Source organism: Pseudomonas sp. TE3728 (assembly GCF_056279145.1).
The window spans coordinates 6,114,716-6,137,161 of sequence record NZ_JBWBQT010000001.1 but is presented as its reverse complement, the minus strand read 5'-3'; the positions used below and the strand labels follow the sequence as shown (position 1 = coordinate 6,137,161).

The following is a 22,446-nucleotide window of genomic DNA, read 5'->3' as shown; positions in this document are numbered from 1 at the left end:
TCTGATCACTCGACAACAGAGTGACAGGCGAGAGGTAAAGACTGTGGAAGCACATCTGTTGGAATGGCTGAACCTGAGCGTGCGCTGGGTTCACATGATTACTGGCGTGGCCTGGATCGGCGCGTCGTTCTATTTCGTCTGGCTGGAAAACAACCTCAATCGGGTCAACCCGAAAAACGGGCTGGCGGGCGATTTGTGGGCGATCCATGGCGGCGGTATCTACCACCTGGAAAAATACAAACTGGCTCCACCGACCATGCCGGACAACCTGCACTGGTTCAAATGGGAAGCCTACTTCACCTGGCTGTCGGGGGTCGCGCTGCTGTGCGTGGTGTTCTACTCCAACCCGACGCTCTACCTGCTCGCTCCGGGCAGCAGCCTGACCGGCCCTGAAGGTGTTCTGCTGGGCATCGGCTCGCTGTTCGTCGGCTGGTTCGTCTACTCCTTCCTCTGCGACTCGGCCCTGGGCAAACGCCCTGCCCTGCTAGGCGCAATCCTGTTCGTGCTGATCATCGGCGCTGCTTACGGCTTCAGCAAAGTGTTCAGCGGTCGTGGTGCGTACCTGCACGTCGGCGCGATCATCGGCACCATCATGGTCGGCAACGTGTTCCGCATCATCATGCCGGCCCAACGCGCATTGGTGGCGGCGATTGCCGAGAACCGCACGCCCGATCCGGCGCTGCCGGCCAAAGGCTTGCTGCGTTCGCGGCACAACAACTACTTCACCTTGCCGGTGCTATTCATCATGATCAGCAACCACTTCCCGAGCACTTACGGCAGCCAATACAACTGGCTGATCCTGGCCGGGATCGCAGTGCTGGCGGTGTTGGTGCGTCACTACTTCAACACCCGTCATGACAGCCACAAGTTTGCCTGGACCCTGCCTGCTGCAGCGGTCGGCATGATCTGCCTGGCCTACGTGACCGGGCCGGCGCCAATGTCCAGCGCACCTGAAGTGGCCAAGGCGCCCGGCACCATCGAGTATCAGCCGCTGCCGGAAACCGCCCTCGGCGGTGGCAAGAAACCGGCTGAAGCTGCACCGGCGGCAGCCCCTGAAACTGCACCCACCCAGGCATCCAATGCCGGTCCTACCTTCGATAAAGTGCACGACGTAATCCAGGAACGCTGCACGGTCTGCCATTCGGCCAAACCCACCAGCCCGCTGTTCAGCGCGGCGCCGGCGGGCGTGATGTTCGATACCCCCGAGCAGATCAAGCTTCAGGCCGCGCGCATCCAGGCCCAGGCGGTTGCCAGCCAGATCATGCCATTGGGCAACATCACCCAGATGACCCAGCAAGAGCGCGACCTGATCGGTGCGTGGATTGTTCAGGGAGCTCAAACCCAATAAGCAACACGCCATTGTGGCGAGGGGGCTTTTGTGGCCAAAACAAGCCCCCGCCACAGGTCCACCTGATACACAAATCACAAGAATAAAAAAGATCCGAGGTGTTGCATTCCGATCTGCCACACCCACCCGCACTGACCCACTAAAAGACACACCCCCTTGTGGGAGCGAGCCTGCTCGCGATGACGGTATGACATTCAACATCAGTGTTTGATTGAACCAACGCCATCACGAGCAGGCTCTCTCCCACAAGGGTGGCTGCCTGCGCCTCAAACAATAAAAACAAAAGAGAGCAACAGATGATTCGGATAAAAACCAGCGTGCTGTTGGGCTCTGGCCTGTTGGCCGCGAGCCAGGCCATGGCCGGGGACTTACTGCTGTGGCAAACCAACAGCCTGAGCTACCTGTATGGCAAGAATTTCGTGATCAACCCGTCGATCCAGCAGACGGTGACGTTCGAGCACGCCGACAGATGGAAGTACGGCGATAACTTCCTGTTCATCGACAAGATCTTCTACAACGGCGAACAAGACCGCAATAAAGGCCCCCACGCCTTCTATGGCGAATTCAGTCCGCGCCTGTCCTTTGGCAAGATACTCGGCCGTCGTTTCGAGTTTGGCCCGGTCAAGGACGTATTGCTGGCCATGACGTACGAGTACGGCGAAGGCGACAGCGAAGCGTATCTGATCGGCCCGGGGTTCGATCTGGCAGTACCGGGTTTCAACTACTTCACCTTGAACTTCTATCGTCGCCAGACCGAAGGCCCACGCCCTGGTGATGGTGTCTGGCAGATCACTCCCACCTGGTCCTACAGCGTTGTGCTAGGCAATTCGAACCTGCTGATCGATGGCTATCTGGACTGGGTGGTGGACAACGATCGCAACGCACGCGGCACTTACCACGCCAACTTGCACATCAATCCGCAGATCAAATACGACCTGGGCAAGGCGTTGGGCTGGGGCGAGAAATTCGTCTACGTCGGCACCGAATACAGCTACTGGAAAAACAAGTACGGAATCGAAAACAGCGCCAACTTTGACACTCACCAAAACACCGCCAGCCTGCTGGTAAAGGTGCACTTTTAAGATGGCCCGCAACCGTGCCCCACACCTGTCATGGGTGCTCTGTTGCGGGGCACTTGAGCCATGGCGCGCGAGTCAGTATTCTCCGCGCCCGCCCGAATCCGCTCTAAAAAAAAGCGCGGATTTAATTCCTGACCAGAAAGCCAACTTATCCCGGCTCTGGACAGCACCAAGGCCTCTCGAATTGACGCTCAATCGACTGTTTTCGAACAGCCGAACGGGCGTTTCTTGGCTTTTCGAAAGCCTTGGCTCAGCTCTTGCTAACAGCACTAAAGCTGACCGACTGGATTGTTTTTTACAGCAAAGAAAAAGGCGCCACACCAGAGCGCCGACCTTAGAAAAATAACGTGGAAACACCTACTTTTTGGGAGCAACCGAATGAAACGTACGTGCACCAGCCTGATGCTCGCGGGATCCTTGCTGGCCGGGGGCCAGGCAATGGCCGGCGACTTGCTGCAATGGCAGAACAACAGCCTGACCTACCTCTATGGCAAGGACTTCCAGGTCAACCCGCGCATTCAGCAAACCGTCACCTTCGAGCACGCCGATGCCTGGAAATACGGTGACAACTTCGTGTTCGTCGACAAGATTTTCTACAACGGCAAGGAAGACAGCGGCGTCGGTTCGAACACCTATTACGGCGAAATCAGCCCGCGCTTGTCGTTTGGCAAAATCTTCGACCAGAAACTGGCGTTCGGCCCGATCAAAGACGTGCTGCTGGCCATGACGTACGAGTTCGGTGAGGGCGATACCGAGTCCTACCTGATCGGTCCGGGTTTCGACCTGGCGATTCCCGGGTTCGACTACTTCCAGCTGAACTTCTACCAGCGTCACACCGAAGGCAGCCGTGCGGGTGACAACGTCTGGCAGATCACCCCGGTGTGGTCCTACACCATTCCCGTGGGCGATTCGAATATCCTGATCGATGGTTTCATGGACTGGGTAGTCGATAACGACCAGAACAGTAAAGGCACCTACCACGCCAACCTGCACTTCAACCCGCAGATCAAATACGACTTGGGCAAAGCCCTGAACATAGGCGAGAAGCAGTTGTACGTCGGTGTCGAGTACGACTACTGGTCAGACAAGTACGGGATCAAGGACAGCCAGTACTTCAAGACCGATCAGAGCAACACGAGCTTCCTGGTGAAGTTCCACTTCTGATTTAAAGTCAAAAGATCGCAGGCTTCGCCAGCGCCTACGGACGTGCGCATCCGGGGTAGGAGCTGCCGCAGGCTGCGATCTTTTGCTTTATGACACCCCCAGAAACCGGCACAACTCATCCCGCTTGGCCAACGCATCGCGTCGCCCCAGATCGATCAACTCACTGCAATATCCCGCCTCGAACAGCAGATAACTCAATACCCCTGCCCCGCTGGTCTTGGTCGCCCCCGGCCCGCGCAAAAACAGACGCAGGGCCGCCGGCAATTCCTGGCGATGCCGCGCCGCAATTTCATCGATCGGCTGACTCGGCGAAATCACCAGCACCTCCACCGGCGCTGCTCCCAATGCCCGACTCGGCGCGCCGTCGGGCAGCAGATGGCTGAACTGATTCAGACGCTGCAGCAACTCGATGTCACTTTCCAGGCTGTCAATGAACGTACTGTTGAGCATGTGCCCGCCGATTTGGGCCAGGGTCGGCTGCTGACCTGTGTAGGCACGTTGCAGCGGCTGTTGCGGGTCGACCCCGCGCGGGTTGCCGCTGACACCCACCACCAGCACGCGGCTGGCACCCAGGTGCAGGGCCGGGCTGATCGGTGCCGATTGACGCACCGCGCCATCGCCAAAATACTCTTCGCCGATTTTCACCGGCGCAAACAGCAACGGAATCGCCGAACTGGCCAGCAAATGTTCGACGCTCAATTGGGTCGGCACGCCGATTCGCCGATGGCGCAACCAGGATTCGATGGTGCCGCCACCCTGATAAAACGTGACGGCCTGGCCGGACTCGTAGCCAAACGCCGTGACCGCTACCGCCTTCAATTGCTTTTGCGCGATGGCCTCGGCAATCCCGGGCATGTGCAGTTTGTCGTTGAGCAAACCGCGCAGCGGCGAGCTGTTGAGCAGCGCCACTGGCACCGGAGCGCCAATCCCCATCAGATTGTGACTGACAAAACGGGTGGCTTGATGGATCACCCCTGGCCAGTCGCTGCGCAATACCAGATGACTGCGAAAACCTTGCCAGAAGGCAGTCAGACGCTGAATCGCGTCGCGAAAGTCCATTGCCCCACTGGCCAGGCTGACCGCGTTGATCGCGCCAGCCGAAGTACCGACGATCACCGGAAACGGATTCGCCGCGCCCACCGGCAGTAGCTCGGCAATCGCCGCCAGCACGCCCACCTGATAAGCCGCCCGAGCCCCGCCGCCGGAAAGTATCAACCCTGTAACCGGTTCAGCAGAACTCATCGCAACACTCCATGGTGCTTAAAGGGATCGGTGACTCAACCGCGTTTGGCGTACAGCTTCGCCTCGCCCGGTGGACGGGTCTTGAAGCGGCGATGTGCCCAGAGGTATTGCTCCGGACATTCGCGCAAAGCACTTTCGACCCACTGGTTGATACGAATGCAGTCAGCCTCTTCCGTCTCGCCGGGAAAGCCCTCGAGCGGCGCATGAATCACCAACCGATAACCACTGCCGTCCGCCAGGCGTTGCTGAGTGAATGGCACTACCAGTGCCTTGCCCAGCCGTGCGAACTTGCTGGTGGCGGTGACGGTCGCCGCCTGAACCCCGAACAACGGCACAAAGATACTTTGCTTGGCGCCGTAGTCCTGATCCGGTGCGTACCAGATCGCTCGGCCTGCCCGCAGCAGTTTGAGCATGCCGCGCACGTCGTCACGCTCCACCGCCAGCGAGTCGAGGTTGTGCCGCTCGCGACCAAGACGCTGGATGTAGTCGAACAGCGGATTCTTGTGTTCGCGGTACATGCCATCGATGGTGTGCTGCTGACCGAGCAGCGCCGCGCCGATCTCAAGCGTGGTGAAATGCACGGCCATCAGAATCACGCCCTTGCCGTCGCGTTGGGCCTGCTTCAAATGCTCCAGGCCTTCGACATGGGCCAGTTTCGCCAGACGCTTGCGCGACCACCACCAGCTCATGGCCATCTCGAAGAAGGCGATGCCGGTGGAGGCGAAGTTTTCCTTGAGCAGACGCTTGCGCTCGGCAGCGGACTTTTCAGGGAAACACAGCTCAAGATTGCGCTTGGCAATGCGCCGTCGGTCGCCGGCCACTCGATACATCAAGGCACCCAAGACGCGACCGACCGACAGCAACGCCGGATATGGCAACTGCACAATCAGCCACAACAGCCCCAAGCCACACCACAGCGGCCAGAAACGTGGAGAAAGAAATGCTGTTCGAAAACGCGGGCGATCCATTAAAGGTTCCGTCAAGACAGTGGCCGCGCATTCTACATCGTTCGACCCGGCTTGCGGCCTGCGGGCGTTCTCGTTATAAGTCTCGGCACTTTTAGTGACAAGCCGTTGTATGCCGACCATGAGCCAAACCGAACCGCTAGACCAAGATCCCGTGTTCCAGTTGAAGGGCAGCATGCTTGCCATTACGGTGCTGGAACTGGCCCGTAACGACCTTGAGAACCTTGATCGGCAACTGGCCGCCAAGGTCGCCCAGGCGCCAAACTTCTTCAGCAATGCGCCGCTGGTCCTGGCCCTGGACAAACTTCCGGCCAGCGAAGCCTCGGTCGATCTGCCGGGGCTGATGCGCATCTGCCGCCAGCATGGCCTGCGCACCCTGGCGATCCGTGCCAGCCGCATTGAAGACATTGCCGCCGCCATCGCCGTCGATCTGCCGGTGCTGCCGCCGTCCGGTGCCCGTGAGCGCCCGCTCGACCCGCACGAAGGCACTGTTGCGAAAAAACCGGAAAAACCACCGGAACCGACCATTAAACCGACCAAAATCATCACGTCGCCCGTACGCGGTGGCCAGCAGATTTATGCCCAGGGTTGCGATTTGGTGGTGATTTCGTCGGTCAGCCCGGGGGCGGAACTTCTCGCCGATGGGAACATCCATGTATACGGCGCGATGCGCGGTCGTGTCTTGGCCGGCGTCAAAGGTGACACGAAAGCCAGGATTTTCTGTCAGCAAATGACCGCTGAACTGGTCTCCATCGCTGGCCATTACAAGGTTTCCGAGGATCTGCGTCGTGATCCATTGTGGGGCGCGGGCGTACAAGTCAGCCTGTCGGGCGACGTGTTGAACATCATTCGGCTTTAACGGATACTGCCGCATTTTCCAAGCATCTCTAAAACGTAGCGAAAACGGCTCAAACGAAGTAGGAAAAAGGCCAAAAGCAGTGTTTACCAGGGGTAAACGCCGCTCAGAACCGGATTCCAGCCAAGGCTGTCCGACTGCAGTAGTTTTTCAAGAGATGTTTTTCAGGGGCTAAACGTCCTTTTTCCTTAGGGGTAAAACACCTTGGCCAAGATTCTCGTGGTTACATCCGGCAAGGGTGGTGTGGGTAAGACCACCACCAGCGCCGCTATCGGTACCGGCCTCGCTCTGCGCGGTCACAAAACAGTTATCGTCGACTTCGACGTCGGCTTGCGTAACCTCGACCTGATCATGGGTTGCGAGCGCCGCGTGGTGTATGACTTCGTCAACGTGGTCAACGGCGAAGCCAACCTGCAACAGGCTCTGATCAAAGACAAGCGTCTGGAAAACCTCTACGTACTGGCCGCCAGTCAGACTCGCGACAAAGACGCGCTGACTGTCGAAGGCGTCGAAAAGGTCCTGATGCAGCTCAAGGAAGACTTCGAATTCGTCGTCTGTGATTCCCCGGCGGGCATCGAGAAAGGCGCCCACCTGGCCATGTACTTCGCTGATGAAGCGATTGTAGTGACCAACCCGGAAGTCTCCTCCGTACGTGACTCGGACCGCATGCTGGGCCTGCTGGCCAGCAAGTCCCGTCGTGCCGAAAACGGCGAAGACCCGATCAAGGAACACTTGTTGCTGACCCGCTACAACCCGACACGCGTGAGTAACGGTGAAATGCTCGGCGTCGAAGACGTCAAGGAAATCCTCGCAGTAACCCTGCTAGGCGTGATTCCGGAATCGCAAGCCGTCCTCAAGGCCTCCAACCAGGGCGTACCTGTGATTCTCGACGATCAGAGCGACGCCGGTCAGGCGTACAGCGATGCCGTTGATCGCCTGCTGGGTAAAACCGTGGACCATCGTTTCCTCGATGTCGAGAAGAAGGGATTCTTCGAGCGACTTTTTGGAGGTAGGTAATGAACCTTTTTGACTTCTTTCGTGCCAGTAAAAAGGTCAGCACCGCGTCGGTAGCGAAAGAGCGTCTACAGATCATCGTGGCGCATGAACGCGGCCAGCGCAGTACGCCGGATTACCTGCCAGCCTTGCAGAAGGAACTGGTGGAAGTGATCCGCAAGTACGTCAATATCGGGTCCGATGACGTGCACGTCGCTCTGGAAAACCAGGGCAGTTGCTCGATCCTGGAACTCAATATCACCCTGCCAGATCGCTGAGTCGATCCGGCGGGAGCCACGGCGGCTCAGAACCTTCAGGCTTTTGTAGGAGCTGCCGCAGGCTGCGATCTTTTGATCTTGTTTTAAAAGCAAAATCAAAAGATCGCAGCCTGCGGCAGCGCCTATATTGGGCATTAGGGTTCTGAGTCGCCGTTGGCGTTTGTTACGAGGCTGTTTTAATGCCGTTGTCCAACATCCGCATCATTCATCAGGACGCCGCCGTACTGGTGGTGGACAAACCGACCCTGTTGCTCTCCGTCCCCGGCCGGGCCGATGACAACAAGGACTGCCTGATTACGCGCCTGCAAGAAAACGGCTACCCGGAAGCGCGAATCGTCCATCGTCTGGACTGGGAAACGTCCGGTATCATTCTGTTGGCCCGTGACCCGGACACTCATCGCGAGCTGTCTCGGCAATTTCACGACCGCGAAACCGAAAAAGCCTACACCGCCCTGTGCTGGGGACAACCGGAACTGGACAGCGGCAGCATCGACCTGCCCCTGCGCTACGACCCACCGACCAAGCCACGCCATGTGGTGGACCACGAGTTTGGCAAGCATGCCCTGACGTTCTGGCGTGTGCTGGAGCGTTGTGGCGACTGGTGCCGCGTCGAACTGACGCCGATCACCGGCCGCTCTCACCAGTTGCGCGTGCACATGCTCTCCATCGGCCACCCGCTGCTGGGTGACGGGCTCTATGCCCACCCGCAAGCCTTGGCCGCCTGGCCGCGCTTGTGCCTGCATGCGAGTATGCTCAGTTTCACTCATCCCCAGACAGGCGAACGCCTGCGCTTCGAGTGCCCTGCACCGTTTTAACTGTGGCGAACAGGTTTCTGTGGCGAGGGAGCTTGCTCCCGCTGGAGTGCGGAGCGCTCCCAAAACCAGCGACCGTATCCTGCCGGGCACACCGTGCAAGCAGGATTTGCGGCTGCTACGCAGCCGAGCGGGAGCAAGCTCCCTCGCCACATTGAGTCTCACTCTGCACGCGTAACAGCCCACCGCACTTTGCGCTTTCAATACGTTAAACTGGCGCCACTGCTGTCTGGAGTTTCTTATGCGCGAAGAGTTGAACCAAGGCCTGATCGACTTCCTCAAGGCCTCCCCTACCCCGTTCCATGCCACCGCCAGCCTAGTTCAGCGCCTGGAAGCGGCCGGTTTCATGCGCCTCGACGAACGTGAGCCATGGACCACTGAAGCCCATGGTCGTTACTACGTCACCCGTAATGACTCTTCGATCGTCGCGTTCAAAATGGGCCGTCATTCGCCTCTGCACGGCGGCATCCGTCTGGTCGGCGCGCACACCGATAGCCCATGCCTGCGGGTCAAACCCCAGCCGGAACTGCAACGCCAGGGCTTCTGGCAACTGGGTGTCGAAGTCTATGGCGGTGCACTGCTGGCACCGTGGTTCGACCGTGATCTGTCTCTGGCCGGTCGCGTAACCTTCCGCCGCGACGGCAAGGTCGAGAGCCAGTTGATCGACTTCAAGGCACCGATCGCGATCATCCCGAACCTGGCCATTCACCTCAACCGTGAAGCCAATATGGGCTGGGCGATCAATGCCCAGACAGAACTGCCGCCGATCCTCGCGCAATTCGCCGGTGACGAGCGCGTGGACTTTCGCGCCGTGCTCACCGATCAACTGGCCCGCGAACACGGCCTGAACGCTGACGTAGTGCTTGATTACGAGCTGAGCTTCTACGACACCCAAAGCGCAGCGGTCATTGGCCTGCATGGCGATTTTATTGCGGGTGCGCGCCTCGATAACTTGCTGTCGTGCTACGCCGGCCTGCAAGCTTTGCTGACGACCGAAACCGACGAAACCTGCGTGCTGGTCTGCAACGATCACGAAGAAGTCGGTTCCTGCTCGGCCTGTGGCGCCGACGGCCCGATGCTTGAGCAAACCCTGCGTCGTCTGTTGCCCGAAGGGGATGAATTCGTACGGACCATTCAGAAATCCCTGCTGGTTTCGGCCGACAACGCCCACGGCATGCACCCGAACTATGCGGACAAGCACGATGCCAACCACGGCCCGAAACTCAACGCCGGCCCGGTGATCAAGGTCAACAGCAATCAGCGCTATGCCACCAACAGCGAAACCGCCGGGTTCTTCCGCCATTTGTGCATGGCCGAAGAAGTGCCGGTGCAGAGCTTCGTGGTACGCAGCGACATGGGCTGCGGCTCGACCATCGGCCCGATCACCGCCAGCCACCTGGGCGTGCGCACTGTGGACATCGGTTTGCCGACGTTCGCCATGCACTCGATCCGTGAGTTGTGCGGCAGCCATGACCTGGCGCATCTGGTCAAAGTGCTGAGCGCGTTTTACGCCTGCCGCGAATTGCCGTAGTCCGAGCGAATCGCAATCTGTGGGAGCGGGCTTGCTCGCTCCCACACGGATTGCGCTGCTTCTGACTCACTTCTGACTCACATCACCACCGCTCATCCGAAAGCCGCCTAGACTTGCAGTACCCCTCTCCGACAAGGCTGTCACCATGATCTCGTTGTCTTCGTTCCACGCCATGCTGATCCCGATTCTTACCGGGATGATCATGCTGGCCATCGGCTTCAACTTTCGCGACAAGAATGCCGGTGTGTTCGCGATGTGGGTTGGCATGCTGATGATCCTCGCCACTGTGATCTACAAGATCCTCGCCAAACTCAACGAATAAATCCTCGCGCCTGGCTCGCATTGATTTGACGGGCTCGCCAAGTGATGTGCAGGTGAATGTGTGTCCTACACCACATCCACCCCGACATGAATCGCATCATGGCGCCAGAACTCCAGGTCACAATCGATCAGTCGTTCGTGCTGATCGTAATTGACCCGGGCAATCCGCAACCCCGGGCTGCCCACCGACACCCGTAAAGCCGCTGCGGCGTCCACCGACAACGCCGTCGGCACAATCTCGAAGCGCACCCGCCCGTAATGCAAGTCGTAATGCCGTGCATACAGTTCGGTGATCGACTGATTCAGGTCGAAGTCCAGAATCCCCGGGAAAAACTGCGGGTTCAGGTAGTGCTCCACATACAACACCAATCGCCCGTCAATCCGTCGCGAGCGGCAAATCTGAATCACGCTCGACAGCGCCGGCAACTGCAACCAGGCACACACCGCCGCCGATGCCGGTTGCAACCGCGCCGAGATCACCTCGGTGGACGGCACTCGCCCCTGCGCACTGACCATCGCGTGAAAGTGGCTGCGCTGCATCAGGTTGTAAGCCAGCCTTGGTGGCGACACGAACCAGCCGCGCCGCTCCTCGCGATAAATCTGGCCCTGGGCCTCCAGCTGCAATAAAGCCTCACGCACGGTGATCCGTGTGGTACCGAACAACTCACTGAGCTTGCGCTCTGCCGGCAACTTGCTCCCGGGCGCCAACAAACCGTGGTCAAGCTGTTCTTGCAGAACCTGCCCGATGGCTGTCACCGCTTTGGTGGTCTCGATGCGCATCAACGTTACCTATCTGGACTAGACCAGCACTGATTCAGGGCAGAACCGTGATTCAAATCGGTTCCTTCAACTGCCTGCAAGCCTAGGCACTGCATATGACTGACAGATGACAAAGCCGCCGAACGGTTGCGCCAGACACCTGCAATTTTATGGCCAAGTCCCTTTCATATCAGCTCTTTAGCCATGGTCTACGCTTATCTCGCACCTCGCGTATCCGAGCGCAGAAAATTCAGGCCGACCGGTCGTCGACATCAAAATGTCATCCAAGCCGCCTAAATTGGCTCAGGTATTGCTGACCTAGACCAACACAACCGCAATCGCAGCGTTGAAAACGCCCAAAGGAGCTTCGGATGAAACAGTTTTTCCTGGCATCACTGTTAGGCTCGACCATTGCCCTGTGCACCACCGCCATGGCGGCGGATGATCTGAAAACCCTGGAAGCCGCTGCGAAAGCGGAAGGTGCAGTCAACAGCGTCGGCATGCCCGATGACTGGGCCAACTGGAAAGGCACCTGGGAAGACCTGGCCAAGAAATATGGCCTGAAACACATCGACACCGACATGAGCTCGGCCCAGGAAATCGCCAAGTTCGCCGCCGAAAAAGACAACGCCACGGCCGACATCGGCGACGTCGGTGCCGCGTTCGGCCCGATCGCAGTCAAGCAAGGTGTCGTGCAACCTTACAAACCCACCACCTGGGAACAGATTCCGGACTGGGCCAAGGACAAGGACGGTAACTGGGCGCTGGCCTACACCGGCAGCATCGCGTTCATCATCAACAAAAAGCTGCTGCACGGTTCTGAAGCGCCGACCAAATGGGCCGACCTCAAGACTGGCAAGTACAAAGTCTCTATCGGTGACGTGAGCACCGCGGCACAAGCGGCCAACGGTGTACTGGCCGCCGCCCTCGCCAACGGTGGTGACGAGAAAAACATTCAGCCAGCCCTGTTGCTGTTCGCTGACATCGCCAAGCAAGGCCGCCTGTCCATGGCCAACCCGACGATCGCCACCATGGAAAAGGGTGAAATCGAAGTCGGTGTGGTCTGGGACTTCAACGGTTTGAGCTACAAGGCCAAGATGGCGAATCCGGATGACTACATCGTGCTGATTCCATCCGACGGCTCGGTGATTTCCGGTTACACCACCATCATCAACAAATACGCGAAGAACCCAAACGCCGCCAAGCTGACCCGCGAATACATCTTCAGCGATGCCGGCCAAATCAACCTGGCGAAAGGCAACGCCCGTCCGATCCGCGCCGAGCATCTGAAGTTGCCGCAAGAGGTCAAAGCCAAACTGCTGCCTAACGAGCAGTACAAAAAGGTCACGCCGATCAAAGATGCCGATGCATGGGAAAAGACCTCCAAGTCGCTGCCGCAGAAGTGGCAGGAAGAAGTCATTATCAATATGCCGTAACACGGTAGATCCCCACACTGGGTACCCAATGAAGATCCAGTGTGGGAGTGGGCTTATGGTGAGGAGGCTTTTGTGGCGAGGGAGCTTGCTCCCGTTGAACTGCGCAGCAGTTCCTTTTTTGGGGCCGCTTCGCAGCCCAACGGGAGCAAGCTCCCTCGCCACAGGCAAGCCCCCTCGCCACATAAGCCCGCTCCCACAGGGGATTGGTTGCGTATTTGAATCATCTGTTTTGCGGAGTCCCAGCCCTATGAAGCACAACGTCATCCTTGTCGTGCTCGACGGCCTCAATTACGAAGTCGCGCGCCACGCCATGGGGCATCTGCAGGCTTACGTTGGCGCAGGACGCGCGGCACTCTACAAGCTGGAGTGCGAACTGCCGGCCCTGTCCCGACCACTTTATGAATGCATCCTGACCGGCGTTACGCCGATCGTCAGCGGTATCGTTCACAACAACGTCTCACGCCTGTCCAACCAGCGCAGCATCTATCACTACGCCACCGACGCCGGCCTGAAAACCGCCGCCGCGGCTTATCACTGGGTCAGCGAGTTGTATAACCGTTCCCCGTTCATGGCCGCCCGGGATCGTCATACCGATGACCCCAAACTGCCGATCCAGCACGGTCATTTCTACTGGAACGACCACTACCCGGACTCGCACCTGTTCGCCGACGCGGAACACCTGCGCCTGCGCCACGAGCCGAACTTTTTATTGGTCCACCCCATGAACATCGACGACGCCGGGCACAAGCACGGCCTCGACACCTCGCAGTACCGCAACAGCGCTCGCTCAGCCGACATCATCCTTGCCGATTACCTGCAGGGCTGGCTCGACGCCGGTTACCAGGTGCTGGTGACGGCTGACCACGGCATGAACAACGACCGCTCGCACAACGGCCTGCTGCCCGAAGAACGCGAAGTGCCGTTGTTCGTCCTCGGCGATGCCTTCAGCTTCAACCAAAACGCCGCGCCGAAACAGACCGAAATCTGCGGCACCGTCTGCGAACTGCTGGGCGTGCCCCACGACAAACCTGTGTGCCGGGAGCTGCTCAAGTGAATGCCATGACCCGCGGTAAATGGCTGGCCGCTTTGTGCCTGGTGCCCTTCGCGATTTTCTTCTTCGTATTCCAGATCGCCCCGCTGCTCTGGGTAATGATCAACAGCCTGGAATCGGAAGAGTTCGGCTGGGGCCTGGCCAACTTCAGCAAAATCTTCAATTCGAAGTTCTATCTGCAGGCGATCCAGTACAGCCTCGAGATCAGTTTCTGGTCCAGCGTGTTTGGCATCATCATCGCCGTACTCGGCGCCTACTCCTTGCGCCGGGTCGATTCGAAGCTGCGCAACTTCGTCAACGCCTTCGCCAACATGACCAGCAACTTCGCCGGCGTGCCCCTGGCTTTTGCGTTCATCATTTTGCTGGGGTTCAACGGCACCTTCACCATCATGTTGAAACAGGCGGGGATCATTCAGGACTTCAACCTGTACTCGAAAACCGGTCTGATCATTCTCTACACCTACTTCCAGATTCCCCTGGGCGTGCTGCTGCTCTACCCGGCTTTCGATGCCCTGCGCGAAGACTGGCGTGAGTCTGCCGAGTTGCTCGGTGCCAATGGCTGGCAATTCTGGCGGCACATCGGTTTACCGGTACTGACCCCAGCGCTGCTGGGCACATTCGTAATCCTGCTGGCCAACGCCCTCGGCGCGTACGCCACGGTCTACGCCCTGACCACCGGCAACTTCAACGTGTTGCCGATCCGCATCGCGGCAATGGTTTCCGGCGACATTTCCCTGGACCCGAACCTGGCCAGCGCCTTGGCCGTGGTGCTCGTGGCGTTGATGACCCTGGTAACTATCGTGCATCAGTTGCTGTTGAAGAGGAGCTACCATGTCTCGCGTTGAACTGGGGCCCGTCGGTGTCTATCACCGCGTCGTGGTGTATTTGCTGTTTGCCATTCTGCTGTTGCCGCTGCTCGGAACATTGATCTACTCGATTTCCAGCAGTTGGTCCGCGACGATCATGCCCAGCGGTTTTACCTTCAAGTGGTACCTCCAGCTGTGGAGCGATCCGCGCTTTCTCGACGCATTCGGTCAGTCCTTGCTGGTCTGCGTCGGCTCGCTGATTCTGTCGGTGGTGCTGATTCTGCCGCTGCTGTTCGTGGTGCATTACCACTTCCCGAAACTCGACGCGTTGATGAACATTCTGATCCTGCTGCCTTTCGCGGTGCCGCCGGTGGTGTCGTCGGTGGGGTTGTTGCAGCTCTATGGCTCGGGGCCGTTCGCGATGGTCGGCACGCCGTGGATTCTGATTGGTTGCTACTTCACCGTGGCGCTGCCGTTCATGTACCGGGCGATCACCAATAACCTGCAAGCGATCAACCTGCACGACCTGATGGACTCCGCACAACTGCTCGGCGCCAGCACTTGGCAAGCGGCATTCCTGGTGGTGCTGCCGAACCTGCGCAAGGGTTTGATGGTGGCGTTGCTGCTGTCGTTCTCGTTCCTGTTCGGTGAGTTCGTGTTCGCCAACATCCTCGTCGGCACCCGCTACGAAACCCTGCAGGTCTACCTCAACAATATGCGTAACAGCAGCGGCCACTTCACCAGTGCGCTGGTGATCTCCTACTTCTTCTTTGTGCTGGTTCTGACCTGGGCGGCCAATATCTTGAACAAGGACAAAAGCGAATGAGCTATGTCAGCGTCCAACACCTTCAGAAAAATTACTCTGGAACTACCGTATTCAGCGACATCAACTGCGAAATCAAGAAAGGCGAATTCGTCACGCTTCTCGGCCCGTCCGGTTGCGGCAAGTCCACCCTGCTGCGTTGCATCGCCGGCCTGACCTCGGTGGACGGCGGCAAGATCCTGCTGGAAGGTCAGGACCTCGTCCCACTGAGCCCGCAAAAACGCGGGATCGGCATGGTGTTCCAGAGTTATGCGCTGTTCCCGAACATGACGGTGGAGCAGAACGTCGCCTTCGGTTTGCGCATGCAGAAGGTCAACGCGGACGACAGCCACAAGCGCGTCGCCGAAGTGCTGGCACTGGTGGAGCTCAATGACTTCGCCGCCCGTTACCCGCATCAACTGTCCGGTGGCCAGTGCCAGCGTGTCGCCCTGGCTCGCTCGCTGGTGACCCGGCCTCGGTTGCTGTTGCTGGATGAGCCGCTGTCGGCGCTAGACGCGCGGATTCGCAAGCACCTGCGCGAACAGATCCGTCAGATCCAGCGCGAACTCGGTCTGACCACGATCTTCGTCACTCACGATCAGGAAGAAGCCCTGACCATGTCTGACCGAATCTTCCTGATGAATCAGGGAAAGATCGTACAGAGCGGCGATGCCGAAACCCTCTACACCGCGCCAGTCGATGTGTTTGCCGCAGGCTTCATCGGCAACTACAACTTGCTGGATGCCGACAGCGCCAGCAAGTTGTTGCAACGACCGATCACCCACCGCCTCGCCATTCGCCCGGAAGCCATTGAACTGAGCCTGAACGGCGAACTCGACGCGCAGATTCGCAGCCACAGCCTGTTGGGCAACGTGATTCGCTATCGGGTCGAAGCCCGGGGCGTGGAATTGGTGGTGGATGTGCTGAACCGTTCGGCGGCCGACCTGCATCCCGATGGTCAGCGCCTGGCACTTTCCATCGATCCGACGGCCCTGTGTGAGGTAGCCTGATGACCTTGCTGATGTTGAAGAGAGAACTGCACTGATGGCCCTGGCAATTTTTGATCTGGACGAAACCCTGATCCACGGCGACTGCGCCACCCTCTGGAGCGAGCAAATGGGGCGCCTGGGCTGGGTCGATCCCGAGTCGTTCATGCGTCAGAACAACGAACTGATGGACGCTTACAGCCACGGCAAGTTGCGGATGGAGGAGTACATGACCTTCAGTCTGGAACCGATGATCGGTCGCACGCCGCAAGAGCTCGAGCACTTGGTCGCGCCTTGGGTAGAAGACTTCATCGAGCCGATCATCTTCAGCGACGCCACCAAAGCCATTGCCGCCCACCGCAAGGCCGGCGACCGGATCCTGGTGATCTCGGCCTCGGGCACGCATTTGGTCAAGCCAATTGCCGACCGCTTGGGCATTGACGAGATTCTCGGCATCGAGCTGGAACTGCTGCATGGGGTGTACAGCGGCCACACCGTTGGCACCCTGACCTACCGCGAAGGCAAGATCACCCGGTTGCTGGAATGGCTGGATGCCGAAGAGGAAAACCTGGAAGGCGCGAGTTTCTATTCCGACTCACGCAACGATTTGCCGCTGCTGCTGAAGGTGGATTTCCCACACGTGGTGAATCCGGATCCGGTCCTGCTTGAGCACGCCGAAAAGGCCGGTTGGCCGATCCATATCTGGAAGTAAAAGCAAAAGATCGCAGCCTCGCTTCGCTCGACAGCTCCTACAAATGGGTTGTTTACACCTGTAGGAGCTGTCGAGCGAAGCGAGGCTGCGATCTTTTGGCTGCCAACCCGATTTCAGATCAGGCTTTCGTCAATCACCAACACCAACTTCCCCGACACCTTATTGGTCGCCAGTTCCGCAAATGCCGCTTCGGCATCCTTGATCGCAAATGTCCTGGCCAGTTGCGGGCTCAAACGCCCTTCGGCAAACAGCGGCCAGACATGCTGACCGAGATCGCTGAACAAATCGGCCTTGAACTGCTCATCGCGGTTGCGCAAGGTTGAACCCAGCAGTTGCACCCGCTTGGCCAGTACCTGCGCCAGATCCAGCTGCGCCTCGCGACCGCCCATCAAACCGATCAGCACCCAACGACCATCGCGAGCCAGCAGCTTGAGGTTCAACGCCGCGTAGTTGCCACCCACCGGGTCGAGGATCACGTCGAACGGCGCAAGATCATTCAAGCTGTCCAGATCGCCGTTGCGCACCACTCCACCCTGTGCGCCCAACGCTTCACAGTAGGCCAGACGCTCGGCGGAACCGACGCTGACCCAGCACGGGTTACCAAACGCCTTGCACAGCTGAATGGCAGCTGAACCGATTCCACTGGCCCCGGCGTGCAGGAGAACTTTCTCACCCGGTTTGAGCGCAGCCAGTTGAAACAAATTCAGCCAAACGGTTGCATACACTTCCGGCAACGCGGCCGCCTCGGCCAGGGACAAACCTTCGGGAACCGGCAACACATGCCGTCCGTCGACAACTACCTCTTCGGCCATCCCACCCCCGGCCAGCAAGGCGCAAACCCGATCACCGACCTGCCAGGAAGAGCCCGGACCGACCTCGCTGATCCCCCCCGAACACTCAAGACCCAGTACTTGACTGGCCCCCGGCGGGGGCGGATATAGTCCCGCCTTCTGTAACAAATCGGCGCGATTGAGTCCTGCTGCCGCCACCCGGATGCGAACTTGTCCTACATCGCACGTAGGACTCGGCTCTTCAACCCACTCCACTCGCCCCTCAACGCCTTGCAATGCTTTCACAGTGCCTCCATAGTGAGTCTGGACTGAGCCCGAAGCTGTAGCGCCGGGCTTTTTGCATTATGCGACCGGTCCTTGTGGATCCGGCGACTTCAAAGACGGCCTAATATGCGTTATCAATTGTCCCCGCGTCGAATCAGCATGAAGCATCTGCTCCCCAGCACCGCCCTCGCTCTTGTCATTGGTCTCGGTCTTTTGCCGATGTCGAGCAATTCGTTCGCAGCCAACAGCTGGGACAAGCTTCAGCCCGATCGTGACGAAGTAATCGCCAGTCTGAACGTCGTCGAATTGCTCAAGCGTCACCATTACAGCAAACCACCGCTCGACGATGCACGCTCCGCGATCATCTACGACAGCTATATCAAGCTGCTGGATCCATCGCGTAGCTATTTCATGGCCAGCGATATTGCCGAATTCGACAAATGGAAAACCCAGTTTGACGACTTCCTCAAAAGCGGCGACCTGAACGCCGGGTTCACCATCTACAAGCGCTACCTGGACCGCGTCAAGTCGCGTCTGGACTTTGCCCTTGCCGAGCTGAACAAGGGCGTCGACAAGATCGACTTCACCGCCAAGGAAACCTTGCTGGTCGATCGCAAGGATGCCCCTTGGCTCAAGACCACCGCCGAGCTGGACGACCTATGGCGCAAACGCGTCAAGGACGAAGTGCTGCGGATGAAGATCTCCGGCAAAGAGTCGAAGCAGATTCAGGAAACCCTGACCAAGCGTTACAAGAATCAGCTGTCGCGTCTGGACCAGACCCGTGCGGAAGACATCTTCCAGGCGTACATCAACACCTTCGCCATGTCCTACGACCCGCACACCAACTATCTGTCGCCGGATAACGCGGAAAACTTCGACATCAACATGAGCCTGTCCCTGGAGGGCATCGGCGCCGTGTTGCAGAGCGATAACGATCAAGTGAAAGTCGTGCGCCTGGTGCCTGCCGGCCCGGCCGACAAGACCAAGCAGGTTGCACCGGCCGACAAGATCATCGGTGTGGCCCAGGGCAACAAAGAGATGGTCGACGTGGTCGGCTGGCGCCTGGACGAAGTGGTCAAACTGATTCGTGGCCCCAAAGGCACCGTGGTGCGCCTGGAAGTGATTCCGGCCAGCAACGCGCCGAACGACCAGACCACCAAGATCGTGCCGATTACCCGCGAAGCGGTGAAGCTCGAAGATCAGGCGGTGAAGAAGTCAGTTCTCAACCTCAAGCAGGATGGCAAGGACTACAAACTCGGCGTCATCGAGATCCCGGCCTTCTACCTGGACTTCAAGGCCTTCCGTGCTGGCGATCCGGACTACAAGAGCACCACCCGCGACGTCAAGAAGCTGCTGACCGAGCTGCAGAAAGACAAGGTCGACGGCGTGGTCATCGACCTGCGCAACAACGGCGGCGGCTCCTTGCAGGAAGCCACCGAGCTGACCAGTCTGTTCATCGACAAAGGTCCGACCGTACTGGTGCGTAACGCCGATGGCCGGGTCGATGTGCTGGAAGATGAAAACCCGGGCGCGTTCTACAAAGGCCCGATGGTGTTGCTGGTCAACCGTTTGTCCGCCTCGGCTTCGGAGATTTTCGCCGGCGCAATGCAGGACTACCACCGCGCGCTGATCATTGGTGGCCAGACCTTCGGCAAAGGCACCGTGCAGACCATTCAGCCGCTGAACCATGGCGAACTGAAACTGACCCTGGCCAAGTTCTACCGGGTTTCCGGCCAGAGCACCCAGCATCAGGGCGTGCTGCCGGACATCGATTACCCGTCGATCATCGACACCAAGGAAATCGGCGAAAGCGCCCTGCCGGAAGCCATGCCGTGGGACACCATTCGTGCGGCCATCAAGCCTGCGCTTGACCCGTTCAAACCGTACATCACGCAGCTCAAGTCCGAGCATGACGTACGCACGGCCAAAGACGCGGAGTTCGTGTTCATCCGCGACAAACTGGCCCTGGCGCAGAAGTTGATGAGCGAAAAAACCGTCAGCCTCAATGAAGCCGAGCGTCGTGCACAACATGCCGATATCGAAGCCAAGCAACTGGCCATGGAAAACATCCGTCGCAAGGCCAAGGGCGAAGAACCGCTCAAAGAGCTGAAGAAAGAAGACGAAGATGCCATCGCGGCCGAGCAGGACAAGACCAAGCCAGAAGACGATGCTTATCTGAGCGAGACGGGGCGGATTCTGCTGGATTACTTGAAACTCAACACCGCGGTTGCCAAGCACTAAGTGGTTACAATCAGAATGATGGCAATTTAATGCTGACGCTCTCCGGAGCGTCATCAAACAGACATCATTCTGTCGTGAAATAAAGGACTGGGTGCACCTTGCACCCGGTCCTTTTTTTATCGCCAGAGAATGCCATGACCACAACCGAACAGCTGAGTGCCTTGAGCTCAATATTGACTCAAAGCGGTTTGCACAGCCTGTTCCAGCCGATCATTTCCCTCTCTGAACGACGTATCGTTGGCTACGAAGCCCTCAGCCGCGGCCCCTCCAACAGTCCGCTGCACTCCCCTGTTGCCCTGTTCGCGGTAGCTCGCCAGGCCGGTCGCCTCAACGAACTGGAGATCGCTTGCCGTCAAAGTGCTTGCCGACGCTTCAATGAACAGCAACTGCCCGGCAAACTCTTCCTCAACGTATCCCCGGAATCCCTGCTCGAAGCCGCCCACCAACCCGGACGCACTTTGCAACTGTTGCAGGATTTCGGCATCCCACCGAGCCAGGTGGTCATTGAACTCACCGAACAGACCCCGACCGACGATTTCCAGTTGCTGCAAAACGCCCTGCATCACTATCGGGCAATGGGCTTTTCCATTGCACTGGATGATCTGGGTGCCGGTTATTCGAGCTTGCGCCTCTGGTCTGAATTGCGCCCGGATTACGTCAAGATCGATCGGCATTTTATCGATGGCATTCACCAGGACGCGCTTAAGCGTGAGTTCGTCGGTTCGATCCTGCAGATCGCCAAGGCTTCGCGAGCAAAAGTGATCGCCGAAGGCATCGAATTGCCGGAAGAACTGGCGGTGTTGACCGAAATGGGCGTCGATCTGCTGCAAGGTTATCTGCTCTGCCGGCCCCAGGAGCATCCGCCCCGCGATGCCCGAACTTTCATACCCAAACCAAACAGCGTCGCCGCAATACTGAACGAAGAAGTCAGCGACCTCAGCGCCCTGCTCAACGACCAACCGGCGGTGACCAGTGACACCCCGACCGCCACCGTGCTGGAAGCCTTCCGCCGCCAGGCCAACCTGAACTCCCTGGCGGTGCTCGACAAACAGGGCCAGCCCTGTGGCATCGTCCACCGCCATTCGCTCTCGGACGCCTTGCTCAAGCCCTTTGCCACTGACCTGTTTGCCCGCAAGCCGATCAGTCGCTTGATGAGCGACGACTTCCTCGCTGTGGAGTTGAGCCAGTCGCTGCAACAGGTCAGCCGCTTGATCACCAGCCGCGCCCGCCAACGCATTGAAGAAGACTTCATCATCACCCTTAATGGCAGCTATTTGGGTCTGGGCCGAGTGATCGACGTGCTCAAGCTGATTACCGAACTGAAAATCCAACAAGCCCGCTACGCCAACCCGCTGACCCTGCTGCCGGGCAACGTACCGATCCAGCAATGCCTGACACGGCTGCTGCAACAGGAACGGGAATCGGTGATCTGCTACGTGGACATCGACAGTTTCAAACCCTTCAACGACATCTACGGCTACGGTCGCGGGGATGAAGTCCTACTGTGCCTGGCGCAATGCCTGAACGACCGCATCGACCCATCCCGCGACTTCGTCGGCCATATCGGCGGAGACGACTTCCTGCTGGTGCTTGGCCCGGAAGACTGGCGCAAACGCCTGAACCAACTGCTGGACGACTTCCACAGCCAATGCCGACGCTTTTACCGCAGCGAACACCTGGAAGCCGGCTGCTTCATCGCACCCAACCGCCAAGGAATAAGACAGGAATTTTCGCTGCTGTCCCTGTCCATCGGCGTGGTGCATTTGCATCCACAGGCCTGTGCACAGCTCGATGCGAGCCAATTGGCGGAAATGGCATCACAGGCCAAGCATCACGCAAAGAATGTGCCGGGATATAGCGTGCATGTGATTGATAGCCTGGCGGTGCCAGCAGCCGAGGAGACGTTGGTTGCCGGGCATCGGTGATTGCCGCTCAAAAAAGATCGCAGCCTTCGGCAGCTCCTACATTGAATGGCGTACATCCCGTAGGAGCTGCCGAAGGCTGCGATC

21 protein-coding genes are annotated in these 22,446 nt (G+C 58.6%); 17 read left to right on the top strand and 4 right to left on the bottom strand.

What is annotated here, in order from left to right; all coding sequences use genetic code 11:
• The first annotated feature begins 43 nt into the window (after window positions 1-43).
• The 3 genes from ACZ89R_RS27155 to ACZ89R_RS27145 all read left to right on the top strand — a co-directional run bounded on the left by ACZ89R_RS27155 (window position 44) and on the right by ACZ89R_RS27145 (window position 3,591).
• A complete protein-coding gene (locus ACZ89R_RS27155) occupies window positions 44-1,348 on the top strand; it encodes a urate hydroxylase PuuD (protein ID WP_429547543.1) in 1,305 nt (434 codons plus the stop codon).
• A gap of 296 nt (window positions 1,349-1,644) precedes the next feature.
• Window positions 1,645-2,430, top strand: coding sequence for an outer membrane protein OmpK (locus ACZ89R_RS27150; protein ID WP_429547544.1), 786 nt, complete (start codon window positions 1,645-1,647; stop codon window positions 2,428-2,430).
• 375 nt (window positions 2,431-2,805) lie between these two features.
• Window positions 2,806-3,591, top strand: a complete 786-nt coding sequence (locus tag ACZ89R_RS27145; RefSeq protein WP_218394255.1) for an outer membrane protein OmpK — start codon at window positions 2,806-2,808, stop codon at window positions 3,589-3,591.
• An 87-nt stretch (window positions 3,592-3,678) separates the two neighbouring features.
• Here the strand turns inward: ACZ89R_RS27145 and ACZ89R_RS27140 are convergent, their stop codons facing one another.
• A complete protein-coding gene (locus ACZ89R_RS27140; RefSeq protein WP_429547545.1) occupies window positions 3,679-4,833 on the bottom strand; it encodes a patatin-like phospholipase family protein in 1,155 nt (384 codons plus the stop codon).
• A gap of 35 nt (window positions 4,834-4,868) precedes the next feature.
• Window positions 4,869-5,801: a lipid A biosynthesis lauroyl acyltransferase gene (locus ACZ89R_RS27135; protein WP_429377391.1), complete on the bottom strand. Its 933-nt coding sequence runs from the start codon at window positions 5,799-5,801 to the stop codon at window positions 4,869-4,871.
• Between the two features lie 118 nt (window positions 5,802-5,919).
• Here ACZ89R_RS27135 and minC point away from each other — a divergent pair, with 118 nt between their 5' ends.
• From minC to ACZ89R_RS27105, 6 genes are all read left to right on the top strand, one after another.
• Window positions 5,920-6,657, top strand: coding sequence for a septum site-determining protein MinC (gene minC / locus ACZ89R_RS27130; RefSeq protein ID WP_032830770.1), 738 nt, complete (start codon window positions 5,920-5,922; stop codon window positions 6,655-6,657).
• A 201-nt stretch (window positions 6,658-6,858) separates the two neighbouring features.
• A complete protein-coding gene (gene minD, locus ACZ89R_RS27125; RefSeq protein ID WP_007898841.1) occupies window positions 6,859-7,671 on the top strand; it encodes a septum site-determining protein MinD in 813 nt (270 codons plus the stop codon).
• Window positions 7,671-7,925, top strand: coding sequence for a cell division topological specificity factor MinE (minE, locus tag ACZ89R_RS27120; RefSeq protein ID WP_007898843.1), 255 nt, complete (start codon window positions 7,671-7,673; stop codon window positions 7,923-7,925). Before minD ends, minE begins: the two co-directional genes overlap by 1 nt.
• Window positions 7,926-8,104: 179 nt before the next feature.
• Window positions 8,105-8,740 carry an RluA family pseudouridine synthase gene (locus ACZ89R_RS27115; RefSeq protein ID WP_429547546.1) on the top strand — a complete coding sequence of 212 codons (636 nt, stop codon included), beginning with the start codon at window positions 8,105-8,107 and terminating at the stop codon, window positions 8,738-8,740.
• Between the two features lie 238 nt (window positions 8,741-8,978).
• Window positions 8,979-10,268 carry a M18 family aminopeptidase gene (locus ACZ89R_RS27110; protein WP_123496236.1) on the top strand — a complete coding sequence of 430 codons (1,290 nt, stop codon included), beginning with the start codon at window positions 8,979-8,981 and terminating at the stop codon, window positions 10,266-10,268.
• A gap of 145 nt (window positions 10,269-10,413) precedes the next feature.
• Window positions 10,414-10,590 carry a hypothetical protein gene (locus tag ACZ89R_RS27105; RefSeq protein WP_429547547.1) on the top strand — a complete coding sequence of 59 codons (177 nt, stop codon included), beginning with the start codon at window positions 10,414-10,416 and terminating at the stop codon, window positions 10,588-10,590.
• 65 nt (window positions 10,591-10,655) lie between these two features.
• Here the strand turns inward: ACZ89R_RS27105 and ACZ89R_RS27100 are convergent, their stop codons facing one another.
• A complete protein-coding gene (locus tag ACZ89R_RS27100) occupies window positions 10,656-11,369 on the bottom strand; it encodes a UTRA domain-containing protein (RefSeq protein ID WP_429547548.1) in 714 nt (237 codons plus the stop codon).
• A gap of 350 nt (window positions 11,370-11,719) precedes the next feature.
• Here ACZ89R_RS27100 and ACZ89R_RS27095 point away from each other — a divergent pair, with 350 nt between their 5' ends.
• The 6 genes from ACZ89R_RS27095 to ACZ89R_RS27070 all read left to right on the top strand — a co-directional run bounded on the left by ACZ89R_RS27095 (window position 11,720) and on the right by ACZ89R_RS27070 (window position 17,141).
• Window positions 11,720-12,784: an ABC transporter substrate-binding protein gene (locus ACZ89R_RS27095; RefSeq protein WP_429547549.1), complete on the top strand. Its 1,065-nt coding sequence runs from the start codon at window positions 11,720-11,722 to the stop codon at window positions 12,782-12,784.
• Between the two features lie 247 nt (window positions 12,785-13,031).
• The gene (locus tag ACZ89R_RS27090) at window positions 13,032-13,838 is read left to right on the top strand and encodes an alkaline phosphatase family protein (protein WP_429547550.1); all 807 of its coding nucleotides are present in this window, start codon (window positions 13,032-13,034) and stop codon (window positions 13,836-13,838) included.
• Between the two features lie 5 nt (window positions 13,839-13,843).
• The gene (locus ACZ89R_RS27085) at window positions 13,844-14,680 is read left to right on the top strand and encodes an ABC transporter permease (RefSeq protein ID WP_192347014.1); all 837 of its coding nucleotides are present in this window, start codon (window positions 13,844-13,846) and stop codon (window positions 14,678-14,680) included.
• On the top strand, window positions 14,667-15,467 hold the full coding sequence (locus ACZ89R_RS27080; protein WP_218394252.1) for an ABC transporter permease: 801 nt from the start codon (window positions 14,667-14,669) through the stop codon (window positions 15,465-15,467). The genes ACZ89R_RS27085 and ACZ89R_RS27080 overlap by 14 nt, the downstream gene beginning before the upstream one ends.
• Window positions 15,464-16,453: an ABC transporter ATP-binding protein gene (locus ACZ89R_RS27075; RefSeq protein ID WP_007898867.1), complete on the top strand. Its 990-nt coding sequence runs from the start codon at window positions 15,464-15,466 to the stop codon at window positions 16,451-16,453. Before ACZ89R_RS27080 ends, ACZ89R_RS27075 begins: the two co-directional genes overlap by 4 nt.
• A gap of 34 nt (window positions 16,454-16,487) precedes the next feature.
• On the top strand, window positions 16,488-17,141 hold the full coding sequence (locus ACZ89R_RS27070; protein ID WP_429547551.1) for an HAD family hydrolase: 654 nt from the start codon (window positions 16,488-16,490) through the stop codon (window positions 17,139-17,141).
• Between the two features lie 113 nt (window positions 17,142-17,254).
• Here ACZ89R_RS27070 and ACZ89R_RS27065 read toward each other — a convergent pair whose 3' ends face one another.
• Entirely contained in the window at window positions 17,255-18,217 is a 963-nt protein-coding gene (locus ACZ89R_RS27065; RefSeq protein ID WP_429547552.1) for a zinc-binding dehydrogenase, read from the bottom strand.
• Window positions 18,218-18,355: 138 nt separating this feature from the next.
• Here ACZ89R_RS27065 and ACZ89R_RS27060 point away from each other — a divergent pair, with 138 nt between their 5' ends.
• Together ACZ89R_RS27060 and ACZ89R_RS27055 are read left to right on the top strand one after the other, a co-directional pair.
• A complete protein-coding gene (locus ACZ89R_RS27060) occupies window positions 18,356-20,437 on the top strand; it encodes a carboxy terminal-processing peptidase (RefSeq protein WP_429547553.1) in 2,082 nt (693 codons plus the stop codon).
• A 134-nt stretch (window positions 20,438-20,571) separates the two neighbouring features.
• A complete protein-coding gene (locus ACZ89R_RS27055; RefSeq protein WP_429547554.1) occupies window positions 20,572-22,362 on the top strand; it encodes a bifunctional diguanylate cyclase/phosphodiesterase in 1,791 nt (596 codons plus the stop codon).
• The last annotated feature ends 84 nt before the right edge of the window (window positions 22,363-22,446 follow it).

Coding starts and splice junctions, on each gene's coding strand:
- ACZ89R_RS27150 (WP_429547544.1), top strand. CDS start 1,645: ATGATTCGGATAAAAACCAGCGTGCTGTTGGGCTCTGGCCTGTTGGCC.
- ACZ89R_RS27145 (WP_218394255.1), top strand. CDS start 2,806: ATGAAACGTACGTGCACCAGCCTGATGCTCGCGGGATCCTTGCTGGCC.
- ACZ89R_RS27140 (WP_429547545.1), bottom strand. CDS start 4,833: ATGAGTTCTGCTGAACCGGTTACAGGGTTGATACTTTCCGGCGGCGGG.
- ACZ89R_RS27135 (WP_429377391.1), bottom strand. CDS start 5,801: ATGGATCGCCCGCGTTTTCGAACAGCATTTCTTTCTCCACGTTTCTGG.
- minC (WP_032830770.1), top strand. CDS start 5,920: ATGAGCCAAACCGAACCGCTAGACCAAGATCCCGTGTTCCAGTTGAAG.
- minE (WP_007898843.1), top strand. CDS start 7,671: ATGAACCTTTTTGACTTCTTTCGTGCCAGTAAAAAGGTCAGCACCGCG.
- ACZ89R_RS27115 (WP_429547546.1), top strand. CDS start 8,105: ATGCCGTTGTCCAACATCCGCATCATTCATCAGGACGCCGCCGTACTG.
- ACZ89R_RS27110 (WP_123496236.1), top strand. CDS start 8,979: ATGCGCGAAGAGTTGAACCAAGGCCTGATCGACTTCCTCAAGGCCTCC.
- ACZ89R_RS27105 (WP_429547547.1), top strand. CDS start 10,414: ATGATCTCGTTGTCTTCGTTCCACGCCATGCTGATCCCGATTCTTACC.
- ACZ89R_RS27100 (WP_429547548.1), bottom strand. CDS start 11,369: ATGCGCATCGAGACCACCAAAGCGGTGACAGCCATCGGGCAGGTTCTG.
- ACZ89R_RS27095 (WP_429547549.1), top strand. CDS start 11,720: ATGAAACAGTTTTTCCTGGCATCACTGTTAGGCTCGACCATTGCCCTG.
- ACZ89R_RS27090 (WP_429547550.1), top strand. CDS start 13,032: ATGAAGCACAACGTCATCCTTGTCGTGCTCGACGGCCTCAATTACGAA.
- ACZ89R_RS27085 (WP_192347014.1), top strand. CDS start 13,844: ATGACCCGCGGTAAATGGCTGGCCGCTTTGTGCCTGGTGCCCTTCGCG.
- ACZ89R_RS27080 (WP_218394252.1), top strand. CDS start 14,667: ATGTCTCGCGTTGAACTGGGGCCCGTCGGTGTCTATCACCGCGTCGTG.
- ACZ89R_RS27075 (WP_007898867.1), top strand. CDS start 15,464: ATGAGCTATGTCAGCGTCCAACACCTTCAGAAAAATTACTCTGGAACT.
- ACZ89R_RS27070 (WP_429547551.1), top strand. CDS start 16,488: ATGGCCCTGGCAATTTTTGATCTGGACGAAACCCTGATCCACGGCGAC.
- ACZ89R_RS27060 (WP_429547553.1), top strand. CDS start 18,356: ATGAAGCATCTGCTCCCCAGCACCGCCCTCGCTCTTGTCATTGGTCTC.
- ACZ89R_RS27055 (WP_429547554.1), top strand. CDS start 20,572: ATGACCACAACCGAACAGCTGAGTGCCTTGAGCTCAATATTGACTCAA.